The organism is Croceicoccus sediminis, from assembly GCF_007570835.1.
GTDB classification, from domain to species: domain Bacteria; phylum Pseudomonadota; class Alphaproteobacteria; order Sphingomonadales; family Sphingomonadaceae; genus Croceicoccus; species Croceicoccus sediminis.
In genome coordinates this window covers 424,652-448,141 of sequence record NZ_SUNC01000002.1, presented here as the reverse complement: position 1 = coordinate 448,141, position 23,490 = coordinate 424,652, and the positions used below count along the sequence as shown (strand labels likewise).

19 protein-coding genes are annotated in these 23,490 nt (G+C 64.7%); 14 read left to right on the top strand and 5 right to left on the bottom strand.

The features are described 5' to 3' along the window. The first annotated feature begins 127 nt into the window (after nucleotides 1-127). From FAX90_RS10210 to FAX90_RS10195, 4 genes are read left to right on the top strand one after another with little or no spacing between them, the layout of a single operon-like run. Nucleotides 128-2,710, top strand: coding sequence for a cyclic nucleotide-binding domain-containing protein (locus FAX90_RS10210; RefSeq protein WP_276612300.1), 2,583 nt, complete (start codon nucleotides 128-130; stop codon nucleotides 2,708-2,710). After that, on the top strand, nucleotides 2,710-3,666 hold the full coding sequence (locus FAX90_RS10205) for a hypothetical protein (RefSeq protein ID WP_240704839.1): 957 nt from the start codon (nucleotides 2,710-2,712) through the stop codon (nucleotides 3,664-3,666). The genes FAX90_RS10210 and FAX90_RS10205 overlap by 1 nt, the downstream gene beginning before the upstream one ends. 10 nt (nucleotides 3,667-3,676) lie before the next feature. Beyond that, complete coding sequence (locus FAX90_RS10200) at nucleotides 3,677-5,536, top strand: cytochrome c3 family protein (RefSeq protein WP_144097272.1); 1,860 nt, start codon at nucleotides 3,677-3,679, stop codon at nucleotides 5,534-5,536. A 4-nt stretch (nucleotides 5,537-5,540) separates the two neighbouring features. Then, nucleotides 5,541-6,392, top strand: a complete 852-nt coding sequence (locus tag FAX90_RS10195) for a metallophosphoesterase (RefSeq protein ID WP_144097271.1) — start codon at nucleotides 5,541-5,543, stop codon at nucleotides 6,390-6,392. Here FAX90_RS10195 and FAX90_RS10190 read toward each other — a convergent pair whose 3' ends face one another. From FAX90_RS10190 to lptB, 3 genes are read right to left on the bottom strand one after another with little or no spacing between them, the layout of a single operon-like run. Then, entirely contained in the window at nucleotides 6,393-7,076 is a 684-nt protein-coding gene (locus FAX90_RS10190; RefSeq protein WP_144097270.1) for a class I SAM-dependent methyltransferase, read from the bottom strand. An 11-nt stretch (nucleotides 7,077-7,087) separates the two neighbouring features. After that, nucleotides 7,088-8,551, bottom strand: a complete 1,464-nt coding sequence (gene rpoN, locus FAX90_RS10185; protein ID WP_144097269.1) for an RNA polymerase factor sigma-54 — start codon at nucleotides 8,549-8,551, stop codon at nucleotides 7,088-7,090. A gap of 20 nt (nucleotides 8,552-8,571) precedes the next feature. After that, nucleotides 8,572-9,330, bottom strand: a complete 759-nt coding sequence (gene lptB, locus FAX90_RS10180) for an LPS export ABC transporter ATP-binding protein (protein ID WP_240704838.1) — start codon at nucleotides 9,328-9,330, stop codon at nucleotides 8,572-8,574. A 289-nt stretch (nucleotides 9,331-9,619) separates the two neighbouring features. Here lptB and FAX90_RS10175 point away from each other — a divergent pair, with 289 nt between their 5' ends. The 3 genes from FAX90_RS10175 to FAX90_RS10165 all read left to right on the top strand — a co-directional run bounded on the left by FAX90_RS10175 (nucleotide 9,620) and on the right by FAX90_RS10165 (nucleotide 12,849). Next, the gene (locus FAX90_RS10175; protein ID WP_240704837.1) at nucleotides 9,620-10,003 is read left to right on the top strand and encodes a hypothetical protein; all 384 of its coding nucleotides are present in this window, start codon (nucleotides 9,620-9,622) and stop codon (nucleotides 10,001-10,003) included. Between the two features lie 121 nt (nucleotides 10,004-10,124). Next, on the top strand, nucleotides 10,125-11,468 hold the full coding sequence (locus FAX90_RS10170) for a TldD/PmbA family protein (protein ID WP_144097267.1): 1,344 nt from the start codon (nucleotides 10,125-10,127) through the stop codon (nucleotides 11,466-11,468). After that, nucleotides 11,461-12,849, top strand: coding sequence for a mechanosensitive ion channel family protein (locus FAX90_RS10165; RefSeq protein WP_240704836.1), 1,389 nt, complete (start codon nucleotides 11,461-11,463; stop codon nucleotides 12,847-12,849). The genes FAX90_RS10170 and FAX90_RS10165 overlap by 8 nt, the downstream gene beginning before the upstream one ends. 21 nt (nucleotides 12,850-12,870) lie before the next feature. Here FAX90_RS10165 and ppa read toward each other — a convergent pair whose 3' ends face one another. Further along, complete coding sequence (gene ppa / locus FAX90_RS10160) at nucleotides 12,871-13,410, bottom strand: inorganic diphosphatase (RefSeq protein ID WP_144097266.1); 540 nt, start codon at nucleotides 13,408-13,410, stop codon at nucleotides 12,871-12,873. Nucleotides 13,411-13,573: 163 nt separating this feature from the next. Further along, nucleotides 13,574-15,529 (bottom strand): M61 family metallopeptidase, encoded by a 1,956-nt coding sequence (locus FAX90_RS10155; RefSeq protein ID WP_240704835.1) that lies wholly within the window; start codon nucleotides 15,527-15,529, stop codon nucleotides 13,574-13,576. 95 nt (nucleotides 15,530-15,624) lie between these two features. Between FAX90_RS10155 and hisS the strand changes: the two genes are divergently transcribed. From hisS to FAX90_RS10120, 7 genes are all read left to right on the top strand, one after another. Continuing rightward, on the top strand, nucleotides 15,625-16,854 hold the full coding sequence (hisS, locus tag FAX90_RS10150) for a histidine--tRNA ligase (RefSeq protein ID WP_144097265.1): 1,230 nt from the start codon (nucleotides 15,625-15,627) through the stop codon (nucleotides 16,852-16,854). 6 nt (nucleotides 16,855-16,860) lie between these two features. Then, complete coding sequence (prfA, locus tag FAX90_RS10145) at nucleotides 16,861-17,934, top strand: peptide chain release factor 1 (RefSeq protein ID WP_144097264.1); 1,074 nt, start codon at nucleotides 16,861-16,863, stop codon at nucleotides 17,932-17,934. Between the two features lie 2 nt (nucleotides 17,935-17,936). Next, nucleotides 17,937-18,776, top strand: a complete 840-nt coding sequence (gene prmC / locus FAX90_RS10140; RefSeq protein WP_420810973.1) for a peptide chain release factor N(5)-glutamine methyltransferase — start codon at nucleotides 17,937-17,939, stop codon at nucleotides 18,774-18,776. A 301-nt stretch (nucleotides 18,777-19,077) separates the two neighbouring features. Beyond that, nucleotides 19,078-19,758: a DUF4167 domain-containing protein gene (locus FAX90_RS10135; protein WP_144097262.1), complete on the top strand. Its 681-nt coding sequence runs from the start codon at nucleotides 19,078-19,080 to the stop codon at nucleotides 19,756-19,758. A 40-nt stretch (nucleotides 19,759-19,798) separates the two neighbouring features. Then, a complete protein-coding gene (gene lnt, locus FAX90_RS10130; protein WP_144097261.1) occupies nucleotides 19,799-21,403 on the top strand; it encodes an apolipoprotein N-acyltransferase in 1,605 nt (534 codons plus the stop codon). A 41-nt stretch (nucleotides 21,404-21,444) separates the two neighbouring features. After that, nucleotides 21,445-22,692, top strand: a complete 1,248-nt coding sequence (gene metK, locus FAX90_RS10125) for a methionine adenosyltransferase (protein WP_144097260.1) — start codon at nucleotides 21,445-21,447, stop codon at nucleotides 22,690-22,692. A 79-nt stretch (nucleotides 22,693-22,771) separates the two neighbouring features. After that, complete coding sequence (locus FAX90_RS10120) at nucleotides 22,772-23,437, top strand: lysozyme (protein WP_144097259.1); 666 nt, start codon at nucleotides 22,772-22,774, stop codon at nucleotides 23,435-23,437. Nucleotides 23,438-23,490 lie beyond the last annotated feature (53 nt).

Genomic DNA, 23,490 nt, shown 5'->3' with positions numbered 1-23,490 from the left:
CCGCGCATTTTTTTACCCACGTGCTTTATTCGTTCGGCAACCCTCTATAGGCTTGATGCCGGATCGTATGGGGGTGTGATCCGGCTAACGGGCCGCCGAACACCCTTCACAGGGGGGAATGGGAACGGTGAGCGACACGTTCCGCGTAGCGATAATCGGGTCTGGCCCCGCAGGGATGAGCGCGGCCAGCCGCGCCGCCGCGCTTGGGCTCAGCCACGTGCTTATCGAAAAGACAGACCACCTGTCGGACACCATCTTCAAATACCAGAAGGGCAAGCACGTGATGGCCACGCCGTCGCAGCTTATCCTCCGCTCCGACCAGGAATTCGACGCGGGCAAGCGCGAGGATATCCTGGAAAAGTGGAATTCGCGCACTGCGGACCTTGGCATCAACGTCAAGTACGAGGCCGAAGTGAAAGCGATCCGCGGCACCGGCCCCGCCATCCCCGGCAGCGTACAGCAGATCGTGAAGCGCAATCGCGACGGCACGAAAGACGTCAAGGAACTGCAGCGCCACGAAGGCCCTTACGAACTTGAACTGACCAATGGCGAGAAGCTGATCGCCGACACGGTGATCCTTGCCATCGGCACGCAGGGCAATCCCAACCTGATGCGCTGTCCGGGCGGCGACCTGCCCCATGTCACGTACCAGCTGGACGATCCGACCGAGGTTCTGGACGAACATGTCATCGTCGTCGGCGTGGGCGATGCGGGAATCGAGAACGCGCGCGGCCTTGCCGAGGATTCGGCACAGGGCAACGTGGTCTCGATCCTCAACCGCAAGCCCAAGTCGACCAACGTGCGCGAAAGCTTCGCCAACGCGAAAGAGCCGAACGCCAAGGCGCTGGTCGAAGACGATGCCGACGGCAAGCTGACCATCCGGTACGAGACCGAAGTCAAGGAACTGGAGCCCGGCTGGGCCACGCTATCCACCCGCGACGGCGAAGAGAAGATCCGCTGCGACCGCGTGATCGCCCGTATCGGGTCCGCCCCGCCGCGTGCGTTCGTCGAAAACTGCGGCATCGCCTTCACCAGCGAAGACCGGCTCGCCTTCCCGCAGCTGTCCCCGGTGTTCGAAACGACTGCGCCCGGCATCTTCGTGATCGGCGCGCTGGCGGGCTATCCGCTGATCAAGCACTGCATGAACCAGGGCTATGACGTCGTCGAGTTCATCAACGGCAATACCGATCTGAAACCGGCGGACGAACCGCTGCTGGCCGAAAAGTTCGCAGGCCTGCCCAAGGGCCGTTCGGTGGACGAATGGCTCGAGCACCTGCGTACCAGCATCTCGATCCTGAAGGACATGAGCCCGCTGCAGATGCGCGAATTCATGCTCGACAGCGACGTGCGCAGCTATGCCCCCGGCGAAGTCGTGTTCGAGAAGAACGCGCCGGGATCGTCGCTTTTCGCGATTGCCGAGGGCTTGGTCCACGTGCGGATCGATCCCAACGATGCATCGAAAGTCGTGCCGATCGAGGCCGGGACCATATTCGGCGAAGTCGGCCTGATCTCCGGCCGCCGCCGCGGCGCGACGATCGTTGCCGCAGAGCCGACGATCTGCGTCGAGATCAGCCGCAACGCCGCGCTCAAACTGATGAGCCAGGTCCCGCCCGCCAAGCGCGAGATCGAGCGTATCAGCACCGAGCGCCAGTTGCTGCAGATGTTCGGATCGGGTCTGACGAGCGCGGATATCGCCGAAGTGGTCGAGACCGCGAAGATTCGCACCGTGCCCGCGGGCCAGGCGATCATCAAAGAGGGCGAGGACGGCAAGAACATCTTCGTCATCCGCGTCGGATCGATGGTCGTCGAAAAGGAAGTCGGCGGCAAACCAGTGTTCCTCTCCTACCTGCCCGCCGGGTCATACGTGGGCGAAATGGCCCTGATCGACGGGGGGCAGCGCACCGCCACCGTGCGCGCCGCGATCAAGAGCGAGGTGATCGAGATCGACGGCGAGGCGTTCGAGCGTGTCCTTGCCGCAAAACCCGCGCTGATGGACAAGGCGCGCGGCGAAATGGACGTTCGCCGCCGCACCAACGCCCTGATCGAATCGAAGAAGGACAGCTTTTCGGGCGTCGTCGACCTCTATTCCGAACAGGCCAAGTTCCTGGTCAGCCAGGGCCTTGGCGAAGCGACCGACGTGCTGCTGATCGACGAGAAGCTATGCGTGGGTTGCGACAATTGCGAAAAGGCCTGCGCCGATGCGCACGAGGGGCTGTCGCGCCTGGACCGCGAGGCGGGCAAGAGCTTTGCGCACCTCCACGTGCCGACATCGTGCCGCCACTGCGAACACCCGCACTGCATGGCCGACTGCCCGCCCAACGCCATCCATCGCGGGCCGGATGGCGAGGTTTTCATCGACGACACCTGCATCGGCTGCGGCAATTGCCAGCGCAACTGCCCCTATGGCGTGATCCGCATGGACAAGGTGCCGCCGCCAAAACCGTCACTGCTGTCGTGGCTGTTCTTCGGCAAGGGACCGGGACCGGGCGAACCGGCGGCCAAGTGGGCCAAGAAGAACATGCCCTACAACGGCGACCCCGCGCATGACGAAGCGCTCGACCGCAAGAAGGCGATCAAGTGCGACATGTGCGCCGGGATCGACGGCGGTCCGGCCTGTGTCCGGGCCTGCCCGACAGGCGCGGCGATCCGTGTCGCGCCCGATGAATTCCTGACGGTCGCACGCCTCAAATCCGAAACGGAGGGCGCGTGATGGCAAGCGTACCGGGTCTCGAACCCACCGAAACCGCGGCAACCGCGGAGGATACGACCACCACCGACACGCCCCGGTCGTCGCGCCGCCGCACGCGCCGCAACAAGGTGACGAGCCACGACAGCTTCCTGTCCTATGCGAACGGGCGCTGGTGGAAGATCGCGGGACTGCTCTGCCTCGCCTCCCTGCTCGCCTATATTTTCGTGCCCCTGCCCGCGCAGCATTTCGGCGGGACGTGGCTGGGCTATACGCTTGGCACCATCGGGGCGGGATTGATCGTGTGGCTGACCCTGCTGGGCGTGCGCAAACGCGCGATGACGCCGGGGACGTGGAGCCTGAAGGCATGGACCAGCGCGCACGTCTATCTCGGCCTGTCGCTGATCGTCGTGGCCACGCTGCACACCGGGTTCGACCTTGGCTGGAACGTCCACACGCTCGCCTGGGCGCTGATGATGATCGTCATCGTGTCGGGCATGTTCGGCATCTGGTTTTACTGGACCTTGCCGCAGGCGCTGTCCGAAAACCGCTATGACGAAGACGGCGCGGTCACCGAAAAGCAGATGATCGAACAGCTGCGCAGCCTCGACCGCCAGATTCACGACGCCGCCCAGCCGCTCAGCGCCGAGGATGCCGCCGTCGTCGAAAAGAGCCTTGAGCAAGACCCTTTCGACGGGTCGATCTGGAATCGCGTGACCGCGCGTTATCCGAACTGCGCCACGCGCCGCGCCGCGGGCACCTTGCGCGAGGCACGCGCCTTTCGCCCGCGTGTGGCCGACGATCCGCTGGACCGGGTCGATGCCCTGCTGACTCGCAAGGAAGCGATGCTGGCGCGCCTGCGCCGCCACTTGCGGCTGAAATCGCTGCTGCAGCTGTGGCTCTATGTCCACGTCCCAGTGACTTTCGCGCTGCTGGCCGCGCTGTCCGCCCATATCGTTTCCGTGTTCTTCTACTGGTGAGGGCGGCAAGATGACTTTCCTGATCCGCCAGATCGCGCTCAAGGCCAGTGGGGAGGAGATCGTCCGCGCCACGACGGTGGAGGGTGACACGATCACCATCGGGCGCGATGCGTCGTGCGACATCCACTTGCCCGACCTCGCCGTCGATCCGCGCCATGCCCGCGCGGTGATGAAGGACGGCGAACTGTTCGTCGAATCCATCGCCGACCAGCCGTTCGAAGTGAACGGGCGCAGCGTGAACCGCCGCGCCATCGACCTTTCGCGCGGGGCAGAGCTGACTTTCGGCGGCCACCGCATCAACGTCGAACGCGGCGAAGGCGGAGTGCCGGTCTTCACCGTCCGCCGGGTCGAGGCGATTTCCGACGTGTCGGAGGAAAAGGACCTCGGCAGCGTCTATACGCTGAAGGGGCTGATGCCCGGCAAGCGCATGTCGGCCTGGGGCTTTGCGATCCTCGTGCTGCTGGCCTGCCTCGCCTGGCCGATCGGCGCATACGTCACTCACAAGGGCGAAAAGGAACGCGGCTCTGGCTATCACGGGGACGAGATATGGTCTTCGGGCGATCTCACCCTCGCGCATGAAAAGCTGAAGGACGATTGCCAGGCCTGTCACGTCGATGCTTTCGTCGCCGTGCGCGACAATGCCTGCATGACCTGCCACGAAGACGATGCCCACGCGCACATCGCCGGACTTGCCGCCAACGACGCCACCGCCCGCCTTGTCGCGGCTCGCGGTGAACCCGGCCCATTCGGCCAGTTCCAGCGCGCCGTCGCCGAAGGGTTCAACCGCCCGGCAGGCAGGTGTGTCGAATGTCACATCGAACATACCGGTGCCGGCGCTATGGAGGCGACACCCCAGAAGTTCTGTACCGATTGCCACGACGGGATGAGCAAGAGATTGCCGGACACGAAACTGCCAGATGCGAGCGATTTTGGAACCGGTCACCCCGAGTTCCACCCCGCGCTCGTCGTCGAACCGGGTAACAAGCCGGTGTTCCAGCGCGTGGCGCTGACGAAGAACACGCGTGAGGACAGCGGCCTCAAGTTCACGCACGCCGAACACATGAGCAAGGCCGGCGGCGTCGCCCAGATGGTCCGCCGCCGTCCGGGCGAATACGATGGCCGCGACGCGATGCAGTGCGCCGATTGCCACACGCTCGATTCCACCAAGGTCCGGTTCGAGCCGGTGAAAATGGAAGAATCGTGCCAGTCCTGCCACGCGCTCGGCCTTGAAATGGTGGACGGCACGACCCGCACGCTACGGCACGGCAAGCCCGAACTGGTCGCCGCGGACCTGCGCGCTTTCTACCGTTCGGGCAATCCGCCCCGCCCGGCCAGCCTGTCGGGCATGTCGCGCCGTTCGCCCGGCGACGGCGCATCGCAGCGCACCGCACGCGATTTCGCCCGTGCGGTGCAGTTCTTCCCGGCCCGCGCCGACGGGGCCGTGACCCGCGTATTTTCCAAGGGTGGCGCCTGTTACGATTGCCACGTTGTCACGCGCGATGGCCCAGCCGTCACCAACGGATTTGACATCGTGCCCGCGGTGCAGAACGACCGCTACTTCGAAAAAGGCTGGTTCACGCATGACGCGCATTCGAAGTACGAATGCACCGACTGCCACGTCGAAGCGACGCGCAGCAACGATGCCGGCCGCGTGATGATTCCCGGTCTTGGCGGAGAAGGCGGATGCCGGACCTGCCACGTCGGCGGCACGGGCGCTTCGCTGGCCAAGGTCAATCATCCGGTCGAAAGCGATTGCGCCATGTGTCATGACTATCACGCCGACGACGGCCCGCCGTGGATGGCAAAGCCCAAGCGCACAGTCGCCGGTGCCGATCGGCCAAAGTCCCTGCGCCAGGTTTCGCTGAGGTGACGCGATGCTGATCGCCCAGATCACCGACATCCACCTGGGGTTCGAGCCGGATTCCCCCGGCGAATTCAACCGGCAGAGGCTGGACCGCACGCTCGACCGGCTGGCGAGCCTCGATCCGCTGCCCTCGCTCCTGCTGCTGACCGGCGACCTGATCGATCGCGGCGACGTCGATTCCTACCGCCGCCTGCGCGAGGCGCTGGCTGATTTTCCGGTGCCCTGGCACATGGCGCTGGGCAATCACGACGACCGTGCGAACTTTGCCGAGGTCTTTCCCGAACACGCGTTCGAAGACGGCTTCCTGCAATACGAACTGCGGGTCGGCCCGATGCGCCTGCTGGTGCTCGACACGCTGGAAGTCGGACGCCATGGCGGCGGTTTCTGCGATACGCGCGCCAGATGGCTGAATGACCGGCTGGACGCCGACACCGAAACCCCGACGATCATCGTGCAGCATCACCCGCCCTTCGAATGCGGCATCCCGTGGATGAATACCGTGCCCGAAGAACCGTGGGTCCAGCAGCTCGGATCGTGCCTGAAGGACCGGGACAACGTACACACGATGGTCTGCGGCCATATCCACCGCGCCTCGGCCAGCACGTGGCAGGGGCTGGAAGTCGTGACCACGCCGTCGACCGCGCCGCAAGTCGCGCTCGAATTCGCAGAAATCGATGTCGACACGCCGGATCATCGCCCGCTGATCGTCGCCGATCCGCCGGCCTATGCGCTGCATTTCTGGAACGGGCGCGAACTGGTCACGCACTGGGACACGGCCGAAGACCGCACCGTCCTTGCGCGGTACGACCACAACCTTCAGCCGATGATCGCCCACATGTTCGAAGAACGGCCCGGCGGCTGATCAAGCCGGCTTGCGGGCCGTAAACAGAATATGTCCGGCGAAGCGTAGCTTGAGGTAGTTGGCCTTGCGAACGTCGATACGGCGCAGTTTCAAGGCAATGTCTACGCCGGGATAAACAAGCTTGAGGCCCTTTATCCGCCGCGCCGATATCTGCCGCACGATCATGCCCAGTCCTTCGGGTCCGGGACGCATTTCCTCAAGCTCAAACCCGTTGTCGCTGAGCACGCGGAAGACACCGTATGGCGTGTAATTGAAGATCGAATAGGAGTGGTAAGGCTCCAGATAAGACAGCGCCGCAACGAATCGGCCCCCTGGTTTCAGTACGCGAAGTACTTCGCATAGCAGGCGATCGGGATGGCGCACGTGTTCGAAGACCTGGTTCGAATAGACCGCGTCGAAATGGTCGTCGCCAAACGGCAAGTCCGTACCGTTGTAGGTGAGGAACTGCTCGTCTGTGCGCTGCCGCGATGCAACTTCGGGCGACTGTTCGATATCGACGCCCACATAGTCCGCGCCGGTCCCGCGGATCAGTTCGACGGCGCGTCCGTCGCCGCAGCCCAGGTCCAGGACCAGCCCCGGGCCAGATGCAGCCTTGAACATCTCGCCAAGATTGGCCTGCTGAGCGTTGTCAGTGGGAATTGTGTGTTTGAGTTCTTCGAACTCGGGGCCCTCGAATGTTGCCACAAATTTCCTTTCTAGCGCGCGCGCTGAAGCTTCTTCTGGCGGCGCCGCTGGACCGAGCTGCCAAGGCCGATCGCCTCGCGGTATTTGGCGACCGTGCGGCGGGCCAGCGTGTAGCCTTTCGCCTTCAGCAAATCGACGAGCGTGTCGTCCGAAAGGATCGCGTCGGGCTTTTCGGCATCGATCAGGTCCTTGATCGCAGCCTTCACCGCCTCTGCCGACGCGGCGCCGTCGCCGCCGTCCGAGGCGACGCCGGAAGAGAAGAAGTACTTCAGCTCGAAGGTCCCGCGCCCGCAATTGAGGAACTTGTTCGAGGTCACGCGACTGATCGTGGATTCGTGCATTTCCACCGCCTCGGCCACGTCGCGCAAGGTCAGCGGGACCAGCGCGGAGACGCCGCGGCGGAAGAAACCTTCCTGCCGCCGCACGATTTCCTTCGACACTTTCAGGATCGTCTTCTGCCGCTGGTCCAACGCTTTCACCAGCCAGTTGGCATCGGCCAGTTTCTCGCTCAGCCAGCCGCCGGACGACTTGTCCTTGCCGCATCCCGCCTTGACCGTGGCGTAATACTGCCGGTCGATTACCAGCCGCGGCAGCGTTTCGCGGTTCAATGCGATCGCCCAGCCGCCCACCCGGTCGGGCTTTACGAAGACGTCGGGCACGACCGGCGGCGCGGCATCGCCGCCGATGCGGCAGCCAGGCTTGGGATCATAGCTGCGCAGTTCCGCGATCATGTCGGACAGGTCTTCGTCGTCCACCCGGCACATCCGCTTCAACTGCGCGAAATTCCCGCGCGCCAGAAGATCGAGGTTCGCGATCAGCACTTCCATGCACGGATCGTAGCGGTCCGCCTCTTTCGCCTGCAGCGCAAGGCATTCGGACAGCGACCGCGCGCCCACCCCGGTCGGGTCGAGCGACTGGACGAGCGCCAGTCCAGCCTCTGCCTGATCCATCGAAATGCCCAACAGGTCGGCAATCTCGGCAAGCTCGATCGTGAGGTACCCCGCCTCGTCCAGTTGGTCGATGATCTGGCGCGCGATGAACTGATACACCTCGGTCCCGCCCGCCGCGCCAAGCTGGGCGTGGAGATATTCGGCCAGCGTCTCCTCGCCAGAGGCGCGCTCCCCGATATCGGGCATGTCTTCGCCGCCGCCCGCCCCGCTACCGCGCGAAGAGCCGGTATCGAAGTCGCGGTCCAGCATTTCGCCCGCGATGTCGAGCGCGGCCTCTCCGTCTCCCTGCCCTTCGACCGTACTTTCACCCGGCACCGCTTCCGCGATTTCGCCGCTTTCGGCAGGGGCCGCCCGCTCTCCCTCTCCGTTCGCGAGGTCGACGAGCGGGTTGTCGGACACCGCCTCGGCGATGAACGATTCCAGTTCGAGATTGGACAGCGCAAGCAGGCGGATCGCCTGCTGCAACTGCGGCGTCATCACCAGCGATTGCGATTGCCGTAGGTCGAGGCGGGGGCCCAGTGCCATCGGTCACCTGCGCCGGGGCATCACAGCGTGAACGCTTCGCCCAGATAAAGGCGGCGCACGTCTTCGTTCGCGACAAGATCTTCCGGCGACCCGGCGAACAAGACCTGCCCGCCATAGATGATGCAGGCCCGGTCCACGATTTCCAGCGTCTCACGCACGTTGTGGTCGGTGATCAGGACGCCGATCCCGCGGGTTTTCAACTCGAGCACGAGATCGCGGATATCGCCGATCGAAAGCGGGTCGATCCCGGCGAAGGGTTCGTCCAGCAGCATGATCGAAGGCTTTGCCGCCAATGCTCGGGCAATCTCGCAGCGGCGACGTTCACCGCCCGAAAGAGCCATCGCAGGGCTTTCGCGAAGGCGCGTCAGGCCGAATTCGTCGAGCAGGCGTTCCAGTTCGGAGGCGCGCACGTCCGCGTCGGGCTCCACCATTTCCAGCACGCAATTGATGTTCTGTTCAACCGTCATGCCGCGAAAGATCGAGGTTTCCTGCGGCAGATAGCCAAGGCCGAGGATCGCGCGGCGATACATCGGCAGCTTGGTCACGTCCTCACCGTCCATCAGGATACGGCCCGAATCGGGACGAACCAGGCCCATGATCGAATAGAAACACGTCGTCTTGCCCGCGCCGTTAGGGCCCAGCAGGCCAAGCACTTCACCCTTGGCGACCGACAGGGAAATGTCGGTCAGGACCGCGCGCTTGTCGTAGCTTTTTGCGATGGAGACGACTTCCAGCCCGCCCTGCGGAACCGGGGGCGAGGCCGTTGCGGCCGGGTCCACGGACGGATCGAGGGTGTGGCTGTCGATGGTTCTGCTCCTCGTCGGCAGGGCCCCGTCATGCGAAGCGAAAGGGCACCCGCGTCATTCTCTCGCGCCACCACATAGCATCTGTGCCACAGCTTTGAAGCCCCCCGGCATGGCAATTGGCAAGATTCCTGCATGGCTGGCCGATAGCGATACGGGACGCGCCGGGCAGGGCATCGCCCGTGCGATGCAAAAGCGCGCTTGACGCACATTTCTCCCAGATGAATACTCGTGTCATAAAAGGGATCGCAAAGGGACTGGAGCGATGATGGTAAACAGCCGGAAGGATTCCGCGATCCAAGGCCATGCGCACGAAGATGCCGTGACCAAGGACTGGCGCCGCCGCATCAGCGACCATCTGGCCTATGCCTTGCTGGTCTATACCGCGCTGCAGATCTTCGTGACGATGAAACAGCTGAAAGAGATGACCAGCACGACGCTGCCCTATCTCGCGCTCATCGTCCTTGTCGCCATGATAATCCCCGCCGCCCGGATGCTGGAAAAGCACTGGAGCGAGCTGACCGATGCAGAGGCGTTCGACCCGGCGCAGGCATCGCGTTTCAAACGGGACCGGATCATCATCTGGGTCTTTGCCATCGGCATGCCCTTCGTCCTTGCGGGTATCGCGCGCCTTATCGCCGCATTCTGACCCCGGACCGTGACGCGGCTTGCCCGCCCGCGATCCTGCGCCTATCCCTTTGAGGGATGCTGCAAAACAAGCGAGCGATGGACGCCTTGATGACGATCCCCTCCTTCACGAACGAGAGCCCATGCTGAACGAAGAGGGTGCGCTTGGCCGCTGCGCCGACCTGATCGCGCGCGCCAGGGAACTGGGCGCGGACGCCGCCGATGCGGTATATGTCGGAAATCATTCGGAAAGCGTGGAAGTGCGCCTCGGCGAACTCGAATCGGTCGACCGGTCGGAAACCGAGCTTTTCGGCCTGCGCGTCTTTGTCGGCAAGCGCAGCGCGACCATCGGGTCCAGCGCGCTCGACGCCGGAGGTCTTGATGAACTGGCCGGCCGCGCGGTCGCCATGGCGCGGGCCGCGCCGCAGGACGAATATTCCGGGCTCGCCCCCGAAGACATGCTGATGCGGGGCGATCTGCCCGATCTCGATCTCGTCTCTCCCAACCCCGACGCCGACGTGCTGCGCGAATGCGCACGAGAGGCAGAGGACTGCGCCCGCCAGGTACAGGGCGTGACCAACAGCGAAGGGGCATCGGCGGCAAGCGGCGGCGACACCATCGCCATCGTCACCAGCCACGGTTTCGCCAAGGGCTATTGCCAGTCGCGCCACTCGATCGGTGCGGCGGTCGTTGCCGGACAGGGCAGCGGGATGGAGCGCGGTTCGGAATGGCGCGTGGCACGCCACCGCGGCGAACTTCCCGATGCCGGTGCGATCGGCCGCAAGGCCGCCGCCCGCGCGGTCGAACGCCTCGGCCCCGAAACGATGCGGAGCGGCGCCATGCCGGTCGTGTTCGACCCGATGGTCGGGCGCAGCCTCGTCGGCCATCTCGTCGGGGCGATTTCCGGCCCGTCCATCGCGCGCGGGGCCAGCTTCCTGCTGGAACATGAAGGCAAGCAGGTCTTCGACAGCGCCGTGACCATCGTCGACGATCCGCTGCGCCCGCGCGGGCTCAGTTCCCACCCCTTCGACGGCGAGGGGCTTGCCGCCCGCCCGTCCACGATCATCGACAAGGGCGTCCTTTCGAGCTGGCTGCTGGACACGGCATCGGCGAACAAGCTTGGGCGCAGGCCCACCGGTCACGCGATCCGCCACGGCGGCGGTGCGCCCGGCGCTTCGTGTTCCAACGTCGTTCTGGGCCCCGGCGAACAGAGCGTGGCCGAGCTGATCGCCGATATCGAGGAAGGCGTGATCGTCACCGACCTGATCGGCCAGGGCGTGAACGGGGTCACCGGCGACTATAGCCGCGGGGCATCGGGCTTCCGCATCCGCGGTGGTGAGATCGCGGGGCCGGTTTCGGGCATCACGATTGCAGGAAACCTGCTGGAGATGTTCCGCACGCTTCGCGCGGCGAACGATCTTGAGACGATCTACGCCGTCAACGTGCCGACCCTGCGGATCGACGGGATGACGGTTGCCGGTGCCTGATTTGAAGGGCCTGCGCGATCTGTTCTGCGCATTCGTTTTCGCGCTGGCGTTGCCGGTGGCTGCCCATGCCGCGATTCCCGACCTGAGCGGACAACCCGCTGCCGAGGAAAGCGCGCCCGCCGATCAGCCCGCGATCGAGACCGACCGGGCCGCCGATGCCGACATCCGCATCGCCGAACGCATCCGCGCCATTTTTGCCGCCATCGATGCGCTGGACGCCGTTTCGGTGGAAGTCGAGGAAGGCGTCGTCACCCTGTCGGGCAGCGTGGCAAGCGCGACCAAGGCCGACCAGGCCGAAACCATCGCAGGCCGCGTGGCGGGCGTCGTCACCGTCAACAACGAGATAGAACGCGACCTTGCCGTCGACCGCAACCTGGCCCCCACCGTTTCGGCCATCGGGGACGAAGCGCGCAACGTGTGGCGGATGCTGCCCCTGTTCGGCGTGGCGGTGGTGCTGGCCGTTCTGGTCATCGTCGCGCTGCGCTGGCTGGCGGACCGGGAAAGGCTTTGGCTGCGGCTGACGCCGAACCCCTTCATCGCCGAACTTCTGGCCAGCGCCATCCGGTTCTTCGGCGTTTTGCTGGGGCTTTACATCGCGCTCAAGATCCTTGGCGCGACGTCGCTATTGGGCGCGCTGCTGGGCATTGGCGGCGTGATCGGCATCGCCATCGGTTTTGCCGTGCGCGATACGATCGACAATTACATTTCCTCGATCATGCTGTCCCTGCGCCAGCCGTTCCGCGCCAACGACCATGTCGTGATCGAGGGGAACGAGGGCCGCGTCATCCGCCTGACCAGCCGCGCCACGGTGCTGATGACGCTGGACGGCAATCACTTGCGCATTCCGAACTCCACCGTCTTCAAGGCGGTGATCCTGAACTACACCACCAATCCGCAGCGCCGCTTCGAATTCGATCTGGGCGTCGATGCCGATGACGATCCGGTCGAGGCGATGGCGGTCGGCACCGCGGCGATCGCGGCGCTCGATTTCGTGATCGACGATCCCGTTCCGGGCGCGCGCGTCATGAATGTCGGCGATTCGAACGTGGTCGTGCGGTTCCTCGGCTGGATCGACCAGACCGATACCGATTTCTACAAGGCGCGTTCGCTGGCTATCGAGGCGGCGAAGAAGGCGCTGGAGGACGCAGGTTTCGGACTGCCGGAGCCGATCTACCGCCTGCGCATCGACCCGCGCTCTGCCCCGATGCCGCTTCCCGGTGCCGCCGAGACCGGTCCGAAACCGGCCAAGGCGTCCCGCGCCGCGATTGCCGAGGAAAAGGTCGATACCGCGCCCGAAACCCACGTCGCCGAACTTGTCGAGCGGGAGCGGCAGGGTACGCGCGAGAAAGACCTGCTGGACGAGAGCCGCCCTGTAGAGTGAGCGGCTGCTCGTCCCGAAAGGTCAGGCCTGGCCTGCTTCCTTGGCGCGTTCGATCGCTTCGATCACGATCTGGCGTGCTTCTTCGGCGCCGCCCCAGTTACCGATGCGGACCCACTTCTCGGCTTCGAGATCCTTGTAGTGGGTGAAGAAGTGTTCGATCTGCTGCATCACGATTTCGGGCAGATCGGCTTTTTCCGCGACGTTGCTGTAGTACGGGAAAGTCGAATCCACCGGCACGCAGACCAGCTTTTCATCGCCGCCGTGTTCGTCTTCGAGGTTGAGGACCGCGATCGGGCGCGCGCGCACGACCGAGCCGGGAACGAAGGGGCTGCGCGCCACGACGAGCGCGTCGAGAGGGTCGCCGTCGGGCGAAAGCGTGTGCGGGACAAAGCCGTAGTTGGCCGGATAGCGCATCGGCGTGTGCAGGATGCGGTCGACGAACAGCGCGCCCGATGCCTTGTCGAATTCGTACTTCACGGGTTCGCCGCCGGTCGGGACCTCGATGATGACGTTGAGACTTTCGGGCGGATTGTCGCCGGTCGGGATCATGTCGATGCGCATCGGAATTCCTGTCGTATCACGATAAAGTGAAGCTTGCCGCAGTGCAGCAAGCGAAATGAACGCCGGTGCCTCTAGCGCGCCCGCGCCCCTTCGCCAAGGCTTCCTTTGGTCTGATGTGCAATCCGCGCCGCGCCTGCGAAAAGGATCGTCACGGCTGCGAAAGCTAGCGTCGCGGCTCCAGCCAGCGGTCGATATGGGCCGTGCCCTTCACCGCCTTTTCCAGCCACGGCCAGCGCAGCCCGCCATCGTAGGCGACCGACACGGTCGTGTACCGTCCGCCGCGCTTGACCAGCAGGTCGATCGTGCCGCTTTCCCTGGCCGCGGTGATCGCCTTTTTCATCGTTTCGGCCGAATATTCCTTCCCGTTGACGGCCACGATCTCGGCCCCGCTGACGATACCCGCCTTGAAGGCGACGCCGTCCCAGATCACCGAAGTCACCGTGCCGCTTTCGTTCAGCACCATGCCCAGCGAATGTTCCAGCCGCAGCGCGCCCTTGGCCATCAGGCTGGCATCGAAGGGATTCGGCTCATCCTTGAAGACAAGTTCGTAGCCGCCAAGCTGGATACCCTTCAGCGGTGCGGGCGCGCCGGGTGCATAGACCCTTTCGCGCAGGAACGTCGCCCAGTCGTGAGGATGAACCGCGTTCAGCGTATCGACCACGTCGCCGAAATCATACGTGATCTCGCCCCAATCGCCCGGATGACCGCCGAAGAACAGCTTCGCAAAATCGTCCAGCGACTTGCGGCCGTTCGTCTCGCTGCGGATCAGCATGTCCGCTTCGAGCCAGACGAGAGCGCCTTCGTTGTAATATTCCTCGCCCCGGGCATAGCTGTAGTACGGCTTCGCCGCGCGCTGACCGATCTGCGGATCGTTGGTGGTGTCGGCCAGCGAACGCCATGCACGGCCCGGCTCGTTCACGTATTCGGCCGCCGACCGCGCGATCTCGCCCAGCACCATCGCCTTGCTCTGCATGCCCGAACGCACGGAAAGCGGCAGGTCCCAGTACTGCGTCTGGCCTTCATAGACCCACAACAGCTCGTTCTGGGTCGGCTGGCGGTAATCGGGCGTCCACGAACCCACCGGGCGGCGGAACTTGCCATTCCAGCTGTGCACCAGTTCGTGCGGCAGCAGGTCGACGCGGTATTCGTTCTTTTCCCAGTCCTCGAACGTGTCGGGCGGAAGCGTGTTTTCCGATGATCGGTGATGTTCCAGCCCGATGTCGCCAAGATCGTCGGTCAGGCCCAGCAGGAAGTCGTAATGGTCCCACTGCTGGTTGCCGAACAGGATCACCGCCTCGTCCACCAGAGCGCGGATGCTGGCGATCCGTTCGTCGCTCGCCTCAAGCTCTTCGGGATCGTGGGCAAAGGCCTGAAGCCGCGCATCGTGGCCAAGATCCCATTCGCGGTGATATTCCCCGGCGAAGATCGGGCTGTCGACCAGCGTCTGGTAATCGGTCTGCGCCCAGGTCACCGTGTCGCCGCTGCGCGCCATGCCGTCGAGCGCGGTGGCCACGTCCCAGCCTGCCGGAAACGTGACGGTCGGCTTCACCGCGATGCGGCGCACGTAGTGGCCTGCGGGGTAGAGCGTCATTTCCTCGAACTTGAGGTTCAGCATTTCGGGCGTCATCACGATGCGCCCCTCGGACGGACGCAGCGGCGAGGTATAGACAAGATGCGCGACCACTTCGCTCGCACCTTCGGGCAGGTCCAGGTGAAAGGCATATAGCTCGACCGGATCACGCTCCCATGCCACGTCCTTGCCGTCCACGGTAAAACGGATACCGTTCAGGTTGCGGATCTTGGCGAGCCCCTCGTGCTCGCCGGGCCGCCATTGCGGATAGAGCAGCGTCAGCTTTTCGGTGCCGGGGGCGACGGGGATCGTCTCGGTCGTGCGGAACAGGCCGCGCGCAAGGTCCGTCGCGTCGACATCGATGGTGATGGTTCCGCCCGGATAGGGCGTATCGAAGGGGTCCGGCACGTCCTGCGATAGCGCAAGGCCCGCGGCGGGCAGGCTGCGCACCTCTTCCGCCTGGGTCTGGGCCAAGGCGGAAACGGGGGCGGTGGTGAGGGCGAGTGGGGCGCTGGCTGCGAGCAGCGCGATCATCGGAAACGGTTTCATCGCCTACTACATGGTCAGGGGCTTTGCATGATGCAACAGCATGGCCCGACAGCGATGCTTTTCAGCCCGCATGAACATCGCTAAGGCGCGCGGTCATGAGCGGCAAGATCGACACCCCAAAAGCCATTCGCGGCACACAGGACATTTTCGGCGCAGAGGCGGAAAGCTTCGCCCACGTCGTCGAAACCTTCGAACGCGTGCGCAAACTCTATCGTTTCCGCCGGGTCGAAATGCCCGTGTTCGAAAAGACCGCCGTCTTCTCGCGCAGTCTTGGCGAGACCACCGACGTGGTTTCGAAAGAGATGTATTCGTTCGAGGATCGCGGCGGAGAATCGCTGACCCTGCGTCCCGAATTCACCGCCGGACTTGCCCGCGCCTACATCACCGATGGCTGGAAACAGTATGCCCCGCTGAAGATCGCGACGCACGGCCCGTTGTTCCGGTACGAACGCCCGCAAAAGGGCCGCTATCGCCAGTTCCACCAGATCGACGCCGAAGTGATCGGCGCGGCCGAGCCGCAAGCCGATGTCGAGCTTCTGGTCATGGCCGATCAGCTCCTGCACGAACTGGGCATCGCCGATGGCGTGACCTTGCAGCTCAACACGTTGGGCGATGGCGACAGCCGCGAGGCGTGGCGCGCCGCGCTGGTCGAATATTTCCGCGACCATGCCGCGTCGCTGTCCGAAGATTCGCAGGACCGGCTGGAGCGTAATCCGCTGAGGATCCTCGATTCCAAGGACCCGCGCGACAGGCCTTTCGTCGCCGATGCGCCGAAGATCGACCAGTTCCTTTCGGGCGAAGCGCAGGACTTCTTCGGCGCGGTCACGTCCGGCCTTGATGCCGCAGGGGTGAAGTGGGCCCGCATGGATTCGCTGGTGCGCGGGCTCGACTATTATCGCCACACCGCTTTCGAATTTGTGACCGACCGGCTTGGTGCGCAAGGCACCGTGCTGGGCGGCGGGCGCTATGACGGGTTGATGGAAGCACTGGGCGGTCCGCAGACCCCGGCGGTCGGCTGGGCCGCAGGGATCGAACGGCTTGCGATGTTGGTGGGAGAGCGTGAGGAAGCCGTCACCGAAGTGATCGTCGTGGTCGAAGACGATGCCGCGATGGCCGATGGCGTCGCCGCCGTGTCGCGCCTGCGCCGTTCGGGCACCAGCGCCGAACTTTTCGCCAGCGGCAGCCCGCGCAAGCGGTTTGACAAGGCGGTGAAGCAGGGCGCGAAGGCGATCCTTGCCTACTCGATCCGCGAAGGCGAAGTGACCAGCCGCATCAAGGCCGAGGACAACCTCGCCGCGACGATCGAAGCGGCTTTGGCCGACTGACACGCAGTGCAAGTCTCCGATCAACGCCTCTCCCAGATCGCGCAGCGCTTTTCCGAACTGGAAGCGCGGCTGGCGTCGGGCACGCTGGAGGGCGACGACTTCGTAAAGGCCAGCCGCGACTATGCGGAACTGGAACCTGTTGCGCGCGAAGCGGCGGGCGTTGCCGGAATGCGCAGCGAACTGGCCGAACTGCGCGAAATGCTGGCCGACCCGGAGATGAAGGCGATGGCCGCCGATGACATCGCCCGGATCGAGGCGGAACTGCCCGAGGCCGAAGATCGCCTTGCCATCGCGCTCCTGCCGCGTGACGCCGCCGATGCTCGCCCGGCAATGCTCGAAATCCGCGCCGGCACCGGCGGGGATGAGGCCGCGCTTTTCGCAGGCGACCTGTTCCGCATGTACGAACGCTATGCCGCCGAACAGGGCTGGCGGGTCGAGGCGATTTCGATGAACGCGTCGGACGTCGGCGGCTTCAAGGAAATCGTCGCCAACGTGTCGGGCCAGGGCGTCTTCGCCAAGCTGAAGTTCGAAAGCGGCGTCCACCGCGTGCAACGCGTGCCCGTCACCGAAAGCGGCGGACGCATCCATACCAGCGCGGCGACCGTCGCGGTCCTGCCCGAACCCGACGAGGTCGACGTGCAGATCGCCGACAACGACCTGAAGATCGATATCTACCGCGCATCGGGCGCAGGCGGTCAGCACGTCAATACGACCGATTCGGCCGTGCGCATCACGCACTTGCCCAGCGGCATCGTCGTCACCCAGCAGGACGAGCGCAGCCAGCACAAGAACAAGGCCAAGGCGATGCAGGTCCTGCGCGCCCGCCTCTACGAAAAGATGCGCGACGAAGCCCACGGCGCAGAGGCCGAGGCCCGCAAGGCCATGGTCGGCAGCGGCGACCGGTCCGAGCGCATCCGCACCTACAACTTTCCGCAAGGGCGCGTGACCGACCACCGCATCGGGTTGACCCTGCACAAGCTGCCCGAGATTCTCGAAGGGCCCGGCCTTGCCGAACTGGTCGACGCGCTGATCGCAGAGGATCAGGCCGCGCGCCTTGCCGCGCAGAACGAAGCGGGCTGATCGTGGGCAGCGTGGCGGATGCCCTGCGCGACGCCGCCCGCGCACTGGACGGGGTCAGCACCTCGCCCCGCCTTGATGCCGAACTGCTGATGGCGCACGCGCTGGGCGCCAGCCGCTCCGACATGTTGCTACGCCATGCCCGCGACGATGCGCCCGCCGCGTTCGGGCCGTTTCTGGAACAGCGGCTGACCGGAAAGCCCGTTTCGCAGATCACCGGTTTCCATGAATTCTACGGCCTCCCGCTCAAGGTCACGCCCGATGTCCTGACCCCGCGCCCCGATACAGAAACACTGATCGAGGCGGCGATCGAAGCCTTCGCCGATCGCGCCCCCGCGCGCATTCTCGATTGCGGCACCGGCACGGGCGCGCTGCTGCTGGCCGCATTGTCGGTCTGGCCCAAGACGCAAGGGATCGGCATCGAACGCAGCCCCGCCGCGCTTGCCGTCGCCTGCGAAAACGCGAAAGCGACCGGCATGTCGAACCGCTCCGTGATGCAGGCTGGCGACTGGACGCAAGACACTTGGCGTAACGGATTGGGCCGCTTCGACCTCGTCCTGTCCAACCCGCCCTATGTCGAAACGCACGACCCCGATCTCGCCCCCGACGTGCGCGACCACGAACCGGCAGAGGCGCTTTTTGCCGGGAAGGACGGCCTCGACGATTATCGCATTCTCGTCCCCGTGCTGCCCGAATTACTGGCGCCCGGCGGCATCGCGGTCATCGAAATCGGGTCACGCCAGGCGGACGCCGTGACAGCAATCGGTGAAAAGTCGGGGCTATCCGCCGCGATGTACCGAGACCTGGGAAACAATCCGCGGGCACTATTATTTCGTGCAGCCTGAACAGGCTTTTCGTTAAAAGGGGTTGGCAGGCCCCGATTTTGCCTATAACCCTGTTCTCAGACGAACGACGGACGTAGATTCCCGCGCGATCGTCTATCCTCCCGTTCCGAACGCTCAGTGCCTTTTAAAAGGCCGGTCGGTGCTGGACCGTGAGGGCATGGTCTGCCGTCCGCATATGCGAATTCACAGGGCGCTGGACCGACAAGGGCTTGCCCGTGGTATGAGGCTCCGGGCGTTTCCGACTGGGTGCGCGCTGAGGTGAGTTTGGATCACCCGCGCCGGACAAGGGAACAGTCTTACTTTGAATAACAATCGTGGCAACAATCGCCGGCGCGGCCGTAATAATCGGTCGCAAGGTGGCGGTCAGCATCTCAACCGGATCGACAGCCGTGCACGGGGCAATGCCCCCCAGCTGCTCGACAAGTACAAGAAGCTGGCGGAAGAATCGCACCGCAACGGCGATCGCGTGCAGGCCGAATATTACCTGCAATTCGCGGATCATTATTTCCGCGTGATCGCCGACGGCAAGGTGCGGCAGGACGAACAGCGCAGCAAGCGTGACGACGATCGCCCGGACCGGCAATCGGACGACGATGGCCGTGACAATCGCGACAGTCGTGACAGTCGTGACAATCGTGAAAGCCGTGATCAGAACAACGACAACGACGGCGAGAACGAAAGCGAGGAAGAGGGTGAAACCTCCAACCGCCGCCCGCGCCGCCGCAAGGACAGTTCTGAGGAAAATCCGTTCACGCGTGACGCCCGGCCGCGTCGTCAGCGCCGCAGCCGCGACGACGAGGAATCGTCGGACGGCGAAAGCGAGACCGAGAAATCCGTCGACAACGACGGCGGTCTCGACCCGCAGGCCCTGCCCCCCGCAATCGGCGAAACCGAGGAAAAGCCCAAGCGTCGCGGTCGCCCGCGCAAGGTGAAGGCAGAAACTTCGGACGGCGACGACGTGAAGCAGGCCGTTAACGGCTGACAACAGAGGCGACTGGCCCTAATTGGCCGATATGCCTCTGATGTCTGGTCGTTCCGCAAAATTCTCCGCACCGCTGCTGGCCTTCGTGGCCGGCGCGGGCGCGGCGACGGGGTTCGAACCCCTTTCCCTATGGCCCGTGACACTGGCGGCGCTTGCGCTGCTGATGCATCTGGTGCGCAGATCGCAAAGCGGCAAAAGCGCGGCCTTGCTCGGCTGGCTGTTCGGCGTCGGGCATTTCTGGCTCGGCAACAACTGGATCGCGACGGCCTTTACCTATCAGGCCGAAATGCCCGCATGGCTGGGCTGGATCGCGGTTTTTCTCCTGTCTCTCTATCTTGCGGTCTATCCCGCGCTGGCGGCGCTGGGCGCGTGGCTGATCGTCCGACGCCCCGGACCCGGCAGAATCGTGCCCGGCTGGATCGTGCCCGTCGCCTTTGCGGGAACCTGGATCGTGAGCGAATGGCTGCGTTCGTGGGTCTTCAGCGGCTTTGCGTGGAACCCTTTGGGCGCAGTGGCACTGGGCGGGTTCGAGCGGCCGGGGCTTGCCGTGGTCCTTCCGTGGATGGGCACATATGCTCTTTCGGGCGTGGTGGTCCTGTTGTCGGGCGCGTGGCTCTGGGCCTTTGACGCATGGCGCGGCGGTGCGGCGAAGTGGCGGGCTGCGCTGGCGGCGGCGGTGCCGGTCGCGCTTCTGCTGCTGCCCTTCCCGGCCGCCGGACAGGGTCAGGGCACGCTTGCCTTCCGCCTGGTCCAGCCGGACGTGCGGCAGGACGTGCTGAACGATCCCCGGCAATACGAGGCGAATTTCGTCAAGACCGCGATGCTCAGCGGCCCGCCCGTGGCAGAAGACGACACCACGCTGTTCCTCTGGCCGGAATCGGGCGTGCCGGACTATCTGCGCCCCGGCTATCCGCGCCGTTATTACGTCGCGACGACTTATGGCGCGGACCCGGCGATGGCGCGGGAACGGATCGGCCAGATGGTCGGGCCGGGCGGACTGCTGCTGACCGGGACTGTCGACATCGTCCTCAACGATGAGGGCACTCGCGCCGCAGCGGCCGAAAACGTGGTCACCGCGGTCGGGCCCGACGGCGATATCGTGGCAGGATACGCCAAGGCGCATCTGGTCCCTTATGGCGAATATCTGCCGATGCGCTCAATCCTCGAACCGCTCGGCCTGTCGCGGCTCGTAGCCGGAGCGCTCGACTTCCGTCCCGGTCCGGGTCCGCGCACGATGGACCTTGGCAAATGGGGCAAGGCCGGCGTGCAGATTTGCTACGAGATCGTATTTTCGGGGCAAGTCGTGCAACGCGACGATCGCCCGGACTACCTGTTCAATCCCTCCAATGACGGCTGGTTCGGGACATGGGGCCCGCCGCAGCACCTGGCGCAGGCGCGGATGCGCGCGATCGAGGAAGGCCTGCCGGTCCTGCGTTCCACCACCACCGGGATCAGCGCCGTGATCGACGCGGGCGGCGTCGTGCGGAGCCACGTGCCCAAGCATCGCGCCGAGCGGCTTTCGGGCATCGTTCCCCCTGCCACCGCGCCCACCCTGTTCTCTCGCACAGGCAACTGGCTTCCGGTCGGCCTTGGCATCCTTCTGATTATCGCGGCGGTGGTTGCAAGCCGCCGCGCGCATCGTTAGAGCGCATATAAAGAAAGCTTTATACGTCGTCAGGATCATTCATGCGTCGCAATTTTCTCTTCACTTCCGAATCGGTTTCAGAAGGGCACCCCGACAAGGTCTCCGACCAGATCTCCGACGCCATCGTCGACCTGATGCTGGCGAAGGATCCCGAAGCGCGCGTCGCGTGCGAGACGATGACGACGACCCAGCTCGTCGTCCTGTCGGGCGAAATCCGGTGCAAGCCGATGTACGACACCGCGCGTGAGGACTGGGCCGAAAACGGGTACTGGGCCCCCGGCGCGAAGGAAGAGATCGAGCAGACCGCACGCGCCGTCGTGCGCGACATCGGGTACGAGCAGGACGGCTTCCACTGGGATCGTCTGCGCTTTGAAAACCATCTCCATGGCCAGTCGAGCCAGATCGCGCAGGGCGTCGATTCGAACGAGGAAAGCGCCAAGGACGAAGGCGCGGGCGACCAGGGCATCATGTTCGGCTTCGCCTGCGACGAAACGCCCGATCTCATGCCCGCGACGCTGGATTACAGCCACAAGATCCTGCAGCGCCTGTCGGACGACCGTCATTCGGGCAAGGCCGATTTCCTTGAACCCGATGCCAAGAGCCAGGTGACGCTGCGTTTCGAAGACGGCCAGCCTGCCGCCTGCACCGCCGTCGTCGTCTCGACCCAGCACAAGCCGGGGTATGACACGGGTGAGCGTGAGGCCGAGCTGAAAAGCTATGTGAAGGGCGTGATTGCCGACATCCTGCCGCACAACCTGCTGTCGGACGAAACGGTCTATCACATCAACCCGACCGGCTCGTTCGAAATCGGCGGCCCCGATGGCGATGCCGGCCTTACCGGCCGCAAGATCATCGTCGACACGTACGGCGGCGCGGCCCCGCATGGCGGCGGCGCGTTTTCGGGCAAGGACCCGACGAAAGTGGACCGCTCTGCTGCCTATATCTCGCGCTATCTGGCCAAGAACATCGTCGCGGCGGGCCTTGCCAAGAAGTGCACCATTCAGCTGTCCTACGCGATCGGCGTCTCGCACCCGCTTTCGCTCTATGTCGACACCCACGGCACTTGCGCCGATGGCGTGACCGATCCGCAGCTCGAGGACGCGATCCGTTCGATCGAAAGCCTTGGCGGTCTGACCCCGCGCGGCATTCGTACGCGGCTCAACCTCAACCGCCCGATCTATCGCGCGACCGCCGCCTACGGCCACTTCGGCCGCCCGGCGAACGACGGGATGTTCCCGTGGGAAGCGACCGACCTGGTCGATGAACTGAAAGCCGCGCTCAGCCGCTGAGCCTGTTGCCGGTTTTTATTTTCCTACAATAGCTTGCCAGCATCATGAGGCGGGTTTCCTTTTGCCGGAGACCCGCCCGATGCCCCATACTTACGACCCTGCCCGCCCGACGATAACCCCGCGTATCGCCGCCGAACTGATCGCACACGAAGGCGTGGTCCGCGAAGCCTATCGCGATTCGGTGGGCGTCTGGACCTGGAGCGTGGGACTGACCGACGCCAGCGGCCACCGCGTCACCCGCTACCGCGATCAGCCGCAACCGCTGCACCGCTGCCTGGAGGTCTTCGTCTGGGTCCTGCGCAACCGCTACCTGCCTGCGGTTCTGGAAGCGTTCGGCCCCGTCCAACCGGAAGAACATGAACTGGCTGCCGCGCTTTCGTTTCACTGGAACACCGGCGCGATCGGCCGCGCCGAGTGGATGCGCCACTTGCGCGAAGGGGACCGCAAGGCGGCGAAGAAGGCCATGCTAAACTGGTGCCGCCCCGCCTCGCTCGCCATCCGGCGCAAGCGGGAGCAGGCCCTTTTCTTCGACGCACGCTGGCACGGTGACGGGACGGCCCTCGTCTATTCGGTCGCCAAGCCGTCCTACCGCCCGGCGAAAGGCAAACGCATGCCGGTGATGGACACGTTGAAACTGCTTCTGCGCGGCGGCCCCGCGCGCGAAGTGACCGCGCAGGAAGTGAAGGTCCACGCCCCGCCCCAGCGCGCCGCCGACAACTGGTTCGCCCGCCTTTTTAACTGTTGAGCGGCGAAAATCGCTGACGCAGGGCGGCGAGGTGTTTATTGCCTGAAAGCGCA

Bases quoted from the DNA above. Each gene is read 5' to 3' on its own strand.
- FAX90_RS10205 (WP_240704839.1), top strand. From the start codon at position 2,710: ATGGCAAGCGTACCGGGTCTCGAACCCACCGAAACCGCGGCAACCGCG.
- FAX90_RS10200 (WP_144097272.1), top strand. From the start codon at position 3,677: ATGACTTTCCTGATCCGCCAGATCGCGCTCAAGGCCAGTGGGGAGGAG.
- FAX90_RS10195 (WP_144097271.1), top strand. From the start codon at position 5,541: ATGCTGATCGCCCAGATCACCGACATCCACCTGGGGTTCGAGCCGGAT.
- rpoN (WP_144097269.1), bottom strand. From the start codon at position 8,551: ATGGCACTGGGCCCCCGCCTCGACCTACGGCAATCGCAATCGCTGGTG.
- FAX90_RS10175 (WP_240704837.1), top strand. From the start codon at position 9,620: ATGATGGTAAACAGCCGGAAGGATTCCGCGATCCAAGGCCATGCGCAC.
- FAX90_RS10170 (WP_144097267.1), top strand. From the start codon at position 10,125: ATGCTGAACGAAGAGGGTGCGCTTGGCCGCTGCGCCGACCTGATCGCG.
- ppa (WP_144097266.1), bottom strand. From the start codon at position 13,410: ATGCGCATCGACATGATCCCGACCGGCGACAATCCGCCCGAAAGTCTC.
- FAX90_RS10155 (WP_240704835.1), bottom strand. From the start codon at position 15,529: ATGAAACCGTTTCCGATGATCGCGCTGCTCGCAGCCAGCGCCCCACTC.
- hisS (WP_144097265.1), top strand. From the start codon at position 15,625: ATGAGCGGCAAGATCGACACCCCAAAAGCCATTCGCGGCACACAGGAC.
- lnt (WP_144097261.1), top strand. From the start codon at position 19,799: ATGTCTGGTCGTTCCGCAAAATTCTCCGCACCGCTGCTGGCCTTCGTG.
- metK (WP_144097260.1), top strand. From the start codon at position 21,445: ATGCGTCGCAATTTTCTCTTCACTTCCGAATCGGTTTCAGAAGGGCAC.
- FAX90_RS10120 (WP_144097259.1), top strand. From the start codon at position 22,772: ATGCCCCATACTTACGACCCTGCCCGCCCGACGATAACCCCGCGTATC.